Source organism: Kitasatospora sp. NPDC048298, assembly GCF_043201465.1.
Lineage (GTDB): Bacteria > Actinomycetota > Actinomycetes > Streptomycetales > Streptomycetaceae > Kitasatospora.
On the sequence record NZ_JBICYZ010000035.1, the window covers coordinates 18,406 to 32,108 of the forward strand.

A 13,703-nucleotide genomic window follows, 5' to 3' on the forward strand; every position below is an offset into this window, starting at 1 on the left:
TCGTCGGCGGGCCGTGCGAGCGGCCGGGGACGACGGGCCCGGGGAGGCAGCCGTGCAGCGCAACCGTGTGGCCCCCGCGGCGGCGGTGCCGGCACCGCCGACCGGCCGGGGCCAGGAGGCCTGGCGGGAGTTCGGCGCCCGGCTTCGGCACTGGCGGCGCCGGGCCGGCCTCACCCAGGCGCAACTCGGCGCCGGGATCGGCTACGACCACACCGCGGTCAGCAAGATCGAGCACGGTGCCCGCCGGGTCACCCCCAGGACCGCCGACCGGATCGACGACCTCCTCGGTGCCGCCGGTGAGTTGAGCGCCGCCTGCCAGCGCGCCGAGAGCGCCGAACTCTGCCACGTCAACGCCTTCTCGCCCGCCCTGCTCCGGCCCCCGCTGCCGGGCGGGGCCCTGTCCGGCCCGCCCGCCCCGCTCCCGGCCCCCGCGCCGTTGCGGCTGCCCGACTACGGTCTGCTCTGCCCGCTGCACGGCGCCGAGGGTTGTCCCGTCCCGGAACCCGGGGAACTCGCCGACCTGCACGCCGAGTTCTGCGCCCCCGAGACGCTCGGCGGCCGGGCCGCCGTCCGCCCGCTGGACGCCGTCACCGTGCACGCCCTGACCGGGCTGCTCGCCGCCCACCTGCGCTCCGGCGAGACCGGCGACCGGCCGGGCCTGGCCGCCGCCGTCGAGCGCACCCTGCGCGCCGTGCTCGCCCGGCTCGCCACCGCCCCCGCCGCGCAGCGCGGCCCGCTGGTCCGGCTGGCCGCCGAGCACGCCCACGCGGCCGGTGCGCTGCGGATGCAGGACGGCCGCAACGCCACCGCGATGGCCAGCTACGACCGCGCCCTCACCTGGGCCGGACTGGCCGCGGACCAGGCCACCCAGGTCGGCACGCTGAGCGACATGAGCATCCTGGCCCGGCTGGACGGGGACCCGGTCGCCGCCCTCGGCTACGCCCGCGAGATCGAGCAGGTCGCGCCGGGCCGGCACTGGGCCGGGGCGATGGGACGGATCAGCCGGGCCCGGGCGTACGCGCTCACCGGTGACGTGCGGGCGACCGTCCGGCAGATCGGCCTGGCCCGGGCGCACCTGGACCACATCGGCGCGCAAGACGAGGTCGACGTGCCCTGGCTCTCCATCGCCTCGATGCGGATGCGGGTCGAGTCCGCCGCGGCCGCCGCGCTGCGCGACCTCGCCGCGGCCACCGACGACCCCCGGCTGGCCCGCCGGGCGCTGGACGCCACCGAGACCGCACTCGGTCTGCTCGGTCCGGACCAACTTCCGTCCAGCCGCCTCCTCTTCATCGTCCGGGCGGCGGACTGCCACGTCTGCGCGCACGACCCGACGACGGCCGTCGACCTGCTCGGCCCGGCCCTGGAGGCGACCGGCGCGACGGCTCTGCCCGCGCTGGTCGAGTACGAACTGCGCGGTCTGCGCGATCGTCTCGCGGCGCACGCGCCCCGTGCCGCACACCGGTTGGCGGAGCCGGCCCGCTCCTGACCCGGCGGCGCTCCGTGGGCCCCCGGCGGCGACCGTCGTCCGATATGGCCGGATCGGGCGCCGCGCGCGGCGGCGCGAGAGGGGGCGCACCAGCGCCCGGCATCCTGCACAGCGGTCCTGTCACACCGTCAACTCCCGCTCGTTCTCGAAAATGAGCCCCTTTCGCGCCGTACAAACGTCAACTTCGTGAGCGTATAGTCCGCCGATCGGGTCATTCATGGAGTTAACACGTCGAATGACTGTCACGGCGCGTGTCTGCCGCTAGAGTCTCTGACGTTTCCAGTCGTTAGTCCGCGAAGAACGGGGGGCGCGTGGTGTCAGCCATTGCCCGCCGGCTCGCCCATCCGCTACTGCTCCTGGGTGTGCTGTGCACGGCCGTCGCAACCCTGCACTTCCACTGGGCGCCGGACCGGGTCTCCCCGCTCTTCCTGGTCGCCGTCCTCGGATATCTGGCGGTCCTGGAGCGGGTGATCCCGTACCGGACCGACTGGCACCCGAGTCGACGTGAACTCGGCTGGTACAGCGTCTACTTCGTGCTGAGCATGGTCGGCGGGGCGCTGGCCCAGGGGCTGGTGGCGACGCTGGTGGAGATGCTCGGCCCGGCCCATCCGGCGCTGCCGTTCGCGATGGAGATCCCACTCGCGCTGCTGGTCGGCTCGCTCGGCGACTACCTCGTGCACCGCTGGTCCCACCGCAACCGGTGGCTCTGGCGGCTGCACGGGGTGCACCACGTCCCGGACAAGGTGAACGTCGCTAACAACGGCGTGAATCATTTCCTGGACGTGTTCGTCGCGCAGTCCGTGGTCCAACTTTCGCTGGCGCTGATCGGATTCTCGCCGGATTCAGTGTTCGTGGTCGGAATATTCGTCCTGGCTCAGGGGTATTTCGTCCACGCCAACATCGAAGTCCGCATCGGCCCGCTCGGCCACGTCCTGGCCGGGCCGGAACTCCACCGCCTGCACCACAGCACCGACCTCGCCGAAGCCGGCCACTACGCCTCCGACCTCTCGCTCTGGGACCACGTGTTCGGGAGCTTCACCTGGCGGCCCGGCAGAGTGCCGAAGGCCGTCGGCCTCACCGACCCGGCCGCCTTCCCCACCACCGGTGAACTCGGCGCCACCATGCTGCACCCCTGGCGCCGGGCGAAGACCACCGAGCAGTCCGTCTGAACCCGGCCCCCGAGAGGCCGCTCCCACTTGCCCGTGTCCCCGGCGCCACGCCGTCACCCCCGGATTGGATCATGACCTCCTCGCCCTTCGCCGCGCCCCGCGAACGCATCGCGATCACCGGTATCGGCTGCCGCCTGCCGGGACACGCCAACGACCACCGCTCCTACTGGCGCAACCTGATCGAGGGCCGGGACTGTCTCGCCGAGACGCCCGCCGACCGCTACGACACCGGAACACTGGGCAGTCGGGACCGGGCCAAGCCGGGACGGCTGATCGGCGGCCGGGGCGGCTACATCGACGGCTTCGACACCTTCGACCCCGACTTCTTCGGGATCAGCCCGCGCGAGGCCGAACACATGGACCCGCAGCAGCGCAAGCTCCTGGAGGTCAGCTGGGAGGCCCTGGAGGACGGCGGGCTGCGCCCCGGCGAGCTGGCCGGCCGGGAAGTCGGCGTCTACATGGGCGCCTTCACCCTCGACTGGAAGATCCTCCAGTTCGCCGACCTCGACTTCGCCACCATCGCGGCGCACACCGCCACCGGCACCATGATGACGATGGTGTCCAACCGGATCTCGCACTGCTTCGACTTCCGCGGGCCCAGCGTCTCGATCGACACCGCCTGCAGCTCCTCGCTGGTCGCGGTCCACCTCGCCTGCCAGAGCCTGCTCCGCGGCGAGACCGAACTCGCCCTGGCCGGCGGGGCGTTGCTGCATATGGCGCCGCAGTACACGATCGCCGAGACCAAGGGCGGCTTCCTCTCCGCGGACGGCCGCTCGCGCGCCTTCGACGCCTCCGCCGACGGCTACGTCCGGGCCGAGGGCGTCGGCGTGGTCGTGCTCAAGCGGCTCTCCGACGCGCTGCGCGACGGGGACCCTGTGCACGCCGTCATCCTCGGCACCGGCGTCAACCAGGACGGCCGCACCAACGGCATCACCGTCCCCAGCGCCGACGCCCAGGTCACCCTGATCGAGCGGGTCTGCGCCGAGGCCGGGGTGGAACCCGGCAGCCTCCAGTACGTCGAGGCCCACGGCACCTCCACCCCGGTCGGCGACCCGATCGAGGCCGCTGCCCTCGGCCGGGTGCTCGGCATCGGCCGGCGCGCCGGGGACCGCTGCTACGTCGGCTCGGTCAAGACCAACATCGGGCACACCGAGGCGGCGGCCGGCGTCGCCGGGCTGATCAAGACCGCGCTCGCGATCAAGCACCGCCGCATCCCGCCGCACCTCAACCTGGAGCGGCCCAACCCCGGCATCGACCTGGACGCGCTGCCGTTCGAGATCCCGACCGCCCCGACGGACTGGCCCGAGCACCGCGGCCCGGCCCGCGCCGGCGTCAACTCCTTCGGCTTCGGCGGCACCAACGCCCACGTCCTGCTGGAGGAGCCGCCGCGGCCCGCCCCCGCCGCGCCGACGGCCGATCCGGCCCGCACGGTCCTGCCGCTGAGCACCAAGGACACCGCCGGACTGCCCGAACTGGCCGCCGCCGTACGGCAGGAGCTCGCCGACGGGGCGCCCCTGGCCGACCTCGGCCACACCCTGGCGCACCGCCGCCAGCACCTCCCCGAGCGGCTCGGGGTGGTCTACTCCACCCGGGAGGACCTGGACGAGGCACTGGCCGCGTACGGGCGCGGCGAGGAGCACCCCCGGGTGGTCCAGGGCCGCGCCCGGGAGCGCGGGCAGCGCCGACTGGCCTGGGTGTTCACCGGCATGGGCCCGCAGTGGTGGGGGATGGGCCGGGGGCTGTACGAGCACGAGCCGGTCTACCGGGAGGCCGTGCAGGCCGTCGACCGGGAGATCCGCGCGCAGGCCGACTGGTCGCTGCTGACCGAGCTGGGCCGTGACGAGGCGGACTCCCGGATGGCCGAGACCTGGCTGGCCCAGCCCGCCAACTTCGCCGTCCAGGTGGGACTTTCGGCGCTCTGGCGGAGCCACGGCCTGCGCCCCGACGCGGTGGTCGGGCACAGCACCGGCGAGGTCGCCGCGTTCCACGAGGCCGGGGTGTACGACCTGGCCGACGCCGTGCGGGTGGTGCTCGCCCGCAGCCGGCTCCAGCAGCGCCTGGCCGGCACCGGCACCATGCTCGCGGTCGGCCTGCCGGAGGCCGAGGCGGAGCGCCGGATCCGCCCGTACCGCTCCGAGGTCTCGCTCGGCGCGGTCAACAGCCCCTCCGCGGTGACCCTGGCCGGGGACGCCGAGGCGCTGGGCGCACTGGCCGAGGAACTGCGGCAGCAGGGCGTCTTCGCCCGCCTGCTGGACGTCGAAGTCCCGTACCACAGCGTGCGGATGGACCCGATCCGGGACGAGCTGGTGGCCGCGCTCGCCGCCATCAAGCCGCAGGAGGCGCGGCTGCCGCTCTACCTGACCGCCCGCGAGGGCCTCGCCCGCGGGCCGGAGCTGGACGGCGAGTACTGGTGGCAGAACGTCCGCAACCCGGTCCGCTTCCGGGCCGCCGTCGAGCGGATGGCCGAGGACGGGCACCGGCTGTTCCTGGAGCTCGGCCCGCACCCGGTGCTCGGCCACGCGATCCGCGAGTGCGCGGAGCAGGCGCACACCGTGCCGTCGATCCGCCGGCAGCAGGACGAGCCCGAGCGCCTCGCCCGCAGCCTCGCCGAACTGCACACCCTCGGCGTCGAGTTGAGCTGGGACGCGCTGCACCCGGCCGGCCGCCCGGTGCCGCTGCCGGCCTACCCGTGGCGGCGCGACCGCTACTGGGTGGAGCCCAAGCCGGTCGAGCAGGTCCGGCTCGGGCAGCTCGACCACCCGCTGCTCGGCCGCCGCACCGCGAGCGCCCAGCCCGGCTGGACCAGCGCGCTCGACCCCGAGCGGTTGCCCTACCTGACCGACCACCGGATCGAGGGCCAGGTGGTCTTCCCGGCCGCCGGATACCTGGAGATGGCCGCCCAGGCCGTCCGCACCCTGACCGGCGGCACCGAGGTGACGCTGGCCGAGGTCGAGCTGAACCGGGCCCTGTTCCTCTCCGAGAGCGAGCCCGTCCCCGTCCAGCTCGGCTACGCACCGGAGGACGCCCGCTTCACCGTCGCCTCCACCCCGGCCGGCGGCGAGCCGAGCGTGCACGCGAGCGGCCGGGTGCGCACCGGCCAGCGCCGCTCCTACGGGCCCGCGCTGGACGTGGACGCCCTGCGCACCCGGGGTCGGCACCTCGACGGCCCGGACTGCTACCGGCGGCTGGCCGGGCGCGGCTACGACTACGGGCCCGCGTTCCAGGCCATCGCCGAGGTGTGGACGGGCCCCGGCGAGGCGCTGGCCCGGGTCAGGCCTCCGGCGCAGCTCGGTGCGGACGCGGCCGACCACCACCTGCACCCGGTGCTGCTGGACGGCTGCTTCCAGACCCTGCTGGCCACCCGGCTGGAGACGCCCGAGGACGGCAGCGTCCGGCTCCCGGTCTCGATCGAGGAGGTCCGGCTCGACGAGATCGGCGACCGCCCGCTCTGGGTGCACGCCACCGTCACCCGGGACAGCGGCGAGGAGCTCGTCGGCGACCTCGCGTTGTACACCGAGGACGGCACCCCGGTCGGCAGGGTCACCGGCTTCCGGGTGGCCGACGTCGCCCAGGCCCCGGCCTCCGTCGGGCTCGCCACGATCGACGGCTGGCTCACCGAGGTCGGCTGGGTCGAAGCCGCCCGCCCGGCCGCCGACGAGGCCCCCGGAGACCTGCTGCTCTTCGCCGACGAGGGCGGCCTCGGCGAGCGGCTCGCCGCACTGGCCGCCGCTCGCGGCGCCCGCTGCCACCTGGTCCGGCCCGGCGACGAGTACCGGCACGGCGAGGGGCACTCGACCGTCCGGCCCGACTCCGCCGAGGACGTCCGGCGGCTGTTCGCCGACCTCGACCCAGGCTTCGGCACCGTCGTCCACCTCTGGAACCTCGACCAGCCCGCCCTGGCCACCGCCGGCGCCGACCGGCTCGGCCCGCTCGCCACCCTCGGCGCCTACTCCCTGATCACCCTCGCCCAGGCCCTGCCCGCCGCCCGCCCCGAGGGCCGGCTGCACATCGTCACCCGGGGCACCCAGCCCGCCGCCCCCGGCGACCGGGTCGAGCCGCTCGGCGCCCCCGCCTGGGGCATCGGCCGGGTGCTGTGGCAGCAGGAGCTGGTCGCCCAGCGCGGCACCCTGATCGACCTCGACCCGGCCGTCGACGCCGCCGACCAGGCCGAGGTGCTGCTCACCGAACTCGCCGCCCGGGACGAGCAGGAGATCGCCCTGCGGGCCGGCGCCCGGCTCACCAGCAGGCTGCGGCAGGCCGAGGGCCTCACCCGCCCGCTGCCGCCCGTCCTGCGCCCCGACGGCAGCTACCTGGTCACCGGCGCCTTCGGTGCCCTCGGCCGGCTGCTCTGCCGCACCCTCGTGCGGCGCGGCGCCCGGCGGCTGATCCTGGTCGGCCGCACCGCCCTGCCCGAGCGCTCCGCGTGGGCCTACACCGACCCGGACACCCCCGCCGGCGAGCGGATCGCCTTCCTGCGCGAACTCCAGGCGCTCGGCGCCGAACCCCTGCTCGCCCAGGTCGACGTCACCGACGAGACCGCCCTCGCGGACTGGCTCGCCGACTACCGGCAGCGCCAACTCCCGCCCATCCGAGGCGTGTTCCACCTCGCCGGGCAGGTCAAGGACACCCTGCTCGCCCAGATGGACCGGCCGGCCTTCGACGCCGGCTACGCCCCCAAGGTGATCGGCGGCCACCTGCTGCACCGGCTGCTGCGCGACGAACCGCTCGACCACTTCGTGCTGTTCGCCTCCGTCGCCTCGCTGCTCACCACCGCGGGGCAGACCAACTACGCGGCCGGCAACGCCTTCCTGGACGCCCTGGCCCACCACCGCAGGGCCGAGGGGCTGCCAGGGCTCAGCCTGGACTGGGGTCCGTGGGCCACCGGCATGATCGAGGAGCTGGGCCTGGTCGCCCACTACCGCGACGCCCGCGGCATGAGCTCCCTGCCGCCGGACGCCGGAACGGCCGTCCTGGAGCGCGTCCTCGGCCAGGACCGCGCCCAGCTGCTGGTCGCCACCGTGGTCGACTGGCCGACCTTCCTCGCCTGGTACCCGGCGCCGCCGCCACTGGTCGCCGACCTGGCGGCGAGCGCCGCCGAGCAGGCCCCGGCCGAGACCGGCGGCTTCCTCGACGCCTACCGCGCGGCCGGCCCCCAGGCCCGCCGGGAACTGGCCACCGAACGGTTCACCGCCGCCGCGGCGGCCGTGCTGCGGATCGGCGCCGAGCGGATCGACGAGGAGACCAGGCCCGGCGCGCACGGCCTGGACTCGCTGCTCGCGATGGAGCTGCGCGCCCGGGTGCACGGCGAACTGGGCGTCGCCCTGCCGGTGGTGGCCCTGCTCAGCAACGGAACCGTCGGCGACCTGGTGGACCTGCTCACCGAAGGGCTGGCCGAGCGGCTCGCCGCCGACGGCGGCCCGGCCGAGGCCGAGGTGGAGCTGTACACCGACGAGTCCCGCTTCCCGCTCACCCACAACCAGCAGGCGCTCTGGTTCCTGCGGCTGCTGCACCCGGACGGCTTCGCGTACAACATCGGCGGCGCCGTCGAGGTCCGCGCCGAACTCGACCCGGAGCTGATGTTCGAGGCCTTCCGCCACCTCGTGGCCCGGCACCCCGAGCTGCGCGCGGCCTTCACCGCGGAGCAGGGCCGGCCGGTCCAGCGCATCCGGGCGGAGGTCGGGGCCGACACCGGGCTGTTCGACGTCGAGGGCCGGCCGTGGGAGGAGATCCACGACCTGATCGTCCGCGAGTACCGGCGGCCGTACGACCTCGCCGAGGACCCGCTGGTGCGGCTGCGGCTGTTCCGGCGCGGCCCGGACCGCTGGGTGCTGATGAAGGCCGTCCACCACATCGTCTCGGACGCGATCTCCACCTTCACCTTCATCGAGGAGCTGTTCGAGGTCTACGAGGCGCTGCGGCAGGGCCGCACCCCGGACCTGCCCCCGGTGCCCGCCCGCTACCTGGACTTCCTCAACCGCCAGAACCGCTTCCTGGCCGGCCCCGAGGCCCGGCGGATGCTCGACTACTGGCGCGGCCACCTGCCGGCCGAGATGCCGGTGCTGGCACTGCCCACCGACCGGCCGCGCCCGCCCGTCCAGACCCACAACGGCGCCTCCGAGTTCTTCCGACTGGACGCCGAACTCACCGCCCGGGTCCACGAGTTGGCCCGCGCCAACGGCGCCACCCCGTTCATGGTGCTGCTCGGCGCCTACTACCTGCTGCTGAACCGGTGGTCCGGGCAGCAGGACATCGTGGTCGGCAGCCCGGTCACCGGCCGCACCCAGGAGGAGTTCGCCTCCGTCTACGGCTACTTCGTCAACCCGCTGCCGCTGCACGTGAGCCTGGCCGGGGAGCCGACCGTGGCCGAGCTGCTGGCCCGGGTGCGGGAGAGTGTGCTCGGCGGGCTGGACAACCAGGAGTACCCCTTCCCGCTGCTGGTCGAGCAGCTGGGCCTCCAGCACGACCCGAGCCGTTCCGCGGTGTTCCAGGCGATGTTCATCCTGCTCACCCACAAGGTCGCCGTGGAGCGCTTCGGCTACCGCCTGAACTACATCGAACTCCCCGAGGAAGAGGGCCAGTTCGATCTCACACTGTCCGCCTACGAGGACCGTGCGGACGGCTGCTTCCACTGCGTCTTCAAGTACAACTCCGACCTCTTCGACCCCGCCACCGTCCAGCGGCTGGCCGAGCACTACCGCAACCTGCTGGACGCCATGACCCGCGCCGCCGAGAGCGAGCCGGTCGGTCGGCTGCGGATGCTGGGGCAGGCGGAACGGCGGCGGATCCTCACCGCCTTCAGCGGCGCCGAGCGCCGGATCGAGCACGGCACCCCGGTTCCGGAGCTGATCGCCAAGGCCGCCGCCGAGCGGCCGGGGGCCGTCGCGGTGGTCGCGCCCGGCCGGGACGGCGTCCGCAGGCTGACCTACGCCGAACTGGAACGGCAGGCCCAGCGCACCGCCGTACGGCTGCGCGAACTCGGCGTCGGCGAGGGCTCGGTGGTCGCGGTCTGCCTGGACAAGTCACCCGAGCTGATCACCACCCTGCTGGGGATCTGGCGGGCCGGCGCCGCCTACCTCCCGCTCGACCCCGGGCACCCGGGCGACCGGCTCGCCCACCAGGTGGCGGACGCCGGAGCGGCGCTGGTGGTGGTCGACCAGCGGCGCCCGCTCGCGGCCGAACTGCCCGCCGAACCGGTCACCCTGGAGGCCCTGGACCGGCCCGTGCTGGGGGGCGCCGTGCCGCTGCCCGCCGCCGACCCGGACCGGGCCGCCTACCTGATCCACACCTCGGGCTCCACCGGCCGCCCGAAGGGGGTCCGGGTCGACCACCGCAACCTGGCCGCCGTCACCGCCGGCTGGCGTGCCGAGTACCGGCTCGACACCGACGTGCGGGTGCACCTCCAGATGGCCGGCACCGCCTTCGACGTCTTCTCCGGCGACTTCGCCCGGGCGCTCAGCACCGGCGGCACCCTCGTCCTGGTCGACCGCGAGCTGCTCTTCGACACCGCCCGGCTCTACCGGGTTATGCGCGAGGAGGCCGTGGACGGCGGCGAGTTCGTGCCCGCCGTGGCCCGCGCGCTGCTGGCCCACTGCGAGCGCGAGGGCCTGACGCTGGACTTCCTGCGGCTGCTGATCGTCGGCTCCGACTCCTGGAAGGCCGCCGAGCACCAGCGGGTGCGCGCCCTCTGCGGTCCGCACACCCGGCTGGTCAACTCCTACGGGCTGACCGAGGCCAGCGTCGACAGCACCTACTACGAGGGCGCGACCGACGGGCTGGAGCCCGGCCGGATGGTGCCGATCGGCCGGCCGTTCCCGAACAGCGCGGTGTACGTCCTGGACCCGTACGGCGAGCCCGTCCCGGTGGGCGTGCCCGGCGAGCTGTGGATCGGCGGCGCGGGCGTCGCGGTCGGCTACCCCAACGACCCGGAGCAGACCGCCCGGCGCTTCCGCACCCTGGACTTCGACGGAACGCCCGTACGGCTCTACCGCACCGGTGACCTCGGCCACTGGGACACCGCCGGCACCGTGCACCTGCTCGGCCGGATCGACAACCAGGTCAAGGTCCGCGGCCACCGGATCGAGCTGGGCGAGATCGAGGCCCACCTCACCGCCCGCCCGGAGCTCGCCCAGGCCTGCGTGGCGGTCCGCCAGGACGCCAGGGGCGAGGCCGTTCTCGCCGCCTACGTGGTGCCCGCCGAGGGCACCGTGCTGGACCGCCGCGAACTGCGCCGCCACCTGGCCGAGCACCTGCCCACCGTGATGATCCCCTCCTACCTCACCGAGCTGCCCGCCCTGCCGCTCACCCCGAACGGCAAGGTGGACCTCGCGGCCCTGCCCGAGCCGAAGGCCGACACCGCGGGCGCCCAGCACGAACCGCCCGTCACGCTCTACGAGACGAGGGTCGCCGAGCACTGGCAGAACCTGCTCGGACTGGACGAGGTCGGCCTCCAGCACGACTTCTTCGAACTCGGCGGCAGCTCGATCCGGCTCATCGAGCTGATCCACCACCTCCAGAGCGAGTTCAACATCAGCATCCCGGTGGGCCAGCTGTTCAAGGTCACCACCCTGCACGGAATGGCCCGCACCGTGGAGCAGATCATCACCGGCGAGCTGGCCGGCGGCGAGGCCTACCTCTGGTTCAACGCCGGGGCGCCCGAGGACCGTACGGTCTTCTGCTTCCCGCCGGCCGGCGGCCACGGGCTGGTCTACCGGCAGCTCGCCGCGCACCTGCCGGAGCACCGGATCGCCTCCTTCAACTACCTGACCGGCGACGACAAGACCGCCCGCTACGCGGACCTGGTCGAGCAACTGCACGCCGACGGGCCGTACGTCCTGCTCGGCTACTCGCTCGGCGGCAACCTCGCCTTCGAGGTCGCCAAGGAGCTGGAGCGGCGTGGACGCACCGTGGCCTCGGTGCTGCTGCTGGACGCCTACCGGGTCACCGAGGCCTTCGACCTCGGCGAGGAGCACTTGGCCGTCTTCGAACGCGAACTCCACGAGCACCTGCACCGGCACACCGGCTCCCGGATCGTCGCCCAGGAGACCCTCGAACAGGCCAGGGACTACCTGGAGTTCAGCAGCCGAACCCCCAACGCCGGGACGGTGAAGGCCCAGTTGGACGTGGTCTGCGAGCAGGAACGGCTCTCCGTGCACCTGGGCGGCGAACCGGGCTCCTGGCACGGCGCCTCCACCACGGGCACCGCGGTGTACGTCGGGCACGGCGTCCACGCCGAGATGCTCGACGGGGAGTTCGCCGCCCGCAACGCCGAACTGGCGGGCGCCATCCTGGCCGGAGGCAGCACCGATGGCCTCGGCTGACCGCGGACCGGACTGGTCCGACCGGGAGCGGGCCGACGGCGGCCCGCCCAGGGTCATCGTGATCGGGGCCGGCCTGGCCGGCCTCGCCACCGGCTGCTACGCGCAGATGAGCGGCCTGGAGACCCGGATCTTCGAGAAACACGTGCTGCCCGGCGGCTGCTGCACCGCGTGGTCCCGGCACGGCTACCTGTTCGACTACTGCATCGACTGGCTGATCGGCACCGCCGAGGGCACCGGAGCCTACCAGGTCTGGAGCGAACTCGGCGCCCTGGACGGCAAGTCGGTGACCCTCTTCGACACCTTCAACCGCGTCGTCGACGAACACGGCCGGGCCGTCACCTTCTACGGCGATCCGGACCGGCTGGAGGCCCACCTGCTGGACCTCGCGCCCGGCGACGCCAAGCCGATCCGGGAGTTCTGCCGGGACCTGCGCCGCTACGCCGCGATCGAGCTGCCCTGGGACCTCACCCCGCCGCAGCTGCGCACCACGGCGGAACGGCTGCGCACCCTGCGCACCGTGCTGCCCGCCTTCCGCCTGTTCTGGCGCACCGCGACCACCCCGATGAGCGGCTTCGCGGAGCGCTTCCAGGACCCGCTGCTGCGGCGGGCCTTCCCCAACATGTTCCTCCAGGAGCCCGCCGGCTTCCCGCTGCTGCCGTACCTCTACACCCTGGCGGCCGCCCACAACGGCAACGCCGGCTTCCCGCAGGGCGGTTCGCTCGGCCTGGCCCGATCGGTGGAGGAGCGCTACACCTCGCTCGGCGGGGTGATCGGCTACCGCCGCCGGGTGGAGCGCGTCCTGGTCGAGGACGGGCGCGCGATCGGGGTGGAACTCAAGGACGGATCACGGCACTTCGCCGACCACGTGGTGGCCGCCTGCGACGGCCCGACGGTGCTCGACCGGCTGCTGGAGGGCCGCTACTCCAGCCCCGCCACCGAGAAGCTGTACGGCGAACTGCTGGACAAGCCGGGCAACCTGTACCCGTCCGTGGTCTCCGCCTTCGTCGGCATCGACGGCCCGCTGCCCGAGGGCGAGCCGCACAGCACCACCTACCTGCTGACGCCCGAGGACGGCGAGCGGCTGCCCGGCTCGCTCCAGCGCAGCCTGGTGGTGCAACTGCGCTCCTCCTACGCGGACGGCTTCGCGCCGCCGGGCAAGTCGGTGCTGCACTGCACCTACTTCAGCGACTACCGCTCCTGGAAGGACCTGCGGACCGGCGACCGCCGGGCCTATCGGGCGCGCAAGCAGGAAGTCGCCGCGTTCGTCCGGGAGTTCCTGGAGCGGACGTACCCCGAGCTCGGCCGGCGGATCGAACTCGTGGACGTGGCATCGCCGGTGACCACCGAGCGGTTCACCGGGAACACCTACGGCAGCATCCTCGCCTGGCAGGCGTTCTCCGAGGCCGAGGACGCCGCCAACCGGCTGGTCAACCGGGACCGGATGCGGCTGCCCGGGCTGAGCGGCTTCTCCATGGCGGGCCAGTGGACCTCGCTCGGGGGGCTGATCCGGGCGGCCACCAGCGGGCGGTTCGCCGCGCAGTACCTGTGCGAGGAGCTCGGCCGGCCGTTCCGGGCCTGGCCGAGCGACAACCGGGAACCCTGGCACCCGGGCAAGTGGGGCCGCCTGCCGCAACTCGGCCGGGCCACCGTGGGACTGCCGGGCCGGGGAGCGGCGGACGCGGGAGCGGCGGGGGCCGAAGTGGCGGAAGTGGGAGTTGCGGAGTGAGCGGG

4 protein-coding genes are annotated in these 13,703 nt (G+C 74.0%); all 4 read left to right on the top strand.

What is annotated here, in order from left to right; translation table 11 throughout:
* The first annotated feature begins 52 nt into the window (after window positions 1-52).
* The 4 genes from ACGF0D_RS24740 (at window position 53) to ACGF0D_RS24755 (ending at window position 13,698) form a co-directional block, all read left to right on the top strand.
* Window positions 53-1,486 carry a helix-turn-helix domain-containing protein gene (locus ACGF0D_RS24740; protein WP_392919669.1) on the top strand — a complete coding sequence of 478 codons (1,434 nt, stop codon included), beginning with the start codon at window positions 53-55 and terminating at the stop codon, window positions 1,484-1,486.
* Window positions 1,487-1,797: 311 nt separating this feature from the next.
* Window positions 1,798-2,655, top strand: coding sequence for a sterol desaturase family protein (locus tag ACGF0D_RS24745; protein WP_392876745.1), 858 nt, complete (start codon window positions 1,798-1,800; stop codon window positions 2,653-2,655).
* Between the two features lie 71 nt (window positions 2,656-2,726).
* Window positions 2,727-11,972: an amino acid adenylation domain-containing protein gene (locus ACGF0D_RS24750; protein WP_392919672.1), complete on the top strand. Its 9,246-nt coding sequence runs from the start codon at window positions 2,727-2,729 to the stop codon at window positions 11,970-11,972.
* Window positions 11,959-13,698, top strand: coding sequence for a phytoene desaturase family protein (locus ACGF0D_RS24755; protein WP_392919675.1), 1,740 nt, complete (start codon window positions 11,959-11,961; stop codon window positions 13,696-13,698). Before ACGF0D_RS24750 ends, ACGF0D_RS24755 begins: the two co-directional genes overlap by 14 nt.
* The last annotated feature ends 5 nt before the right edge of the window (window positions 13,699-13,703 follow it).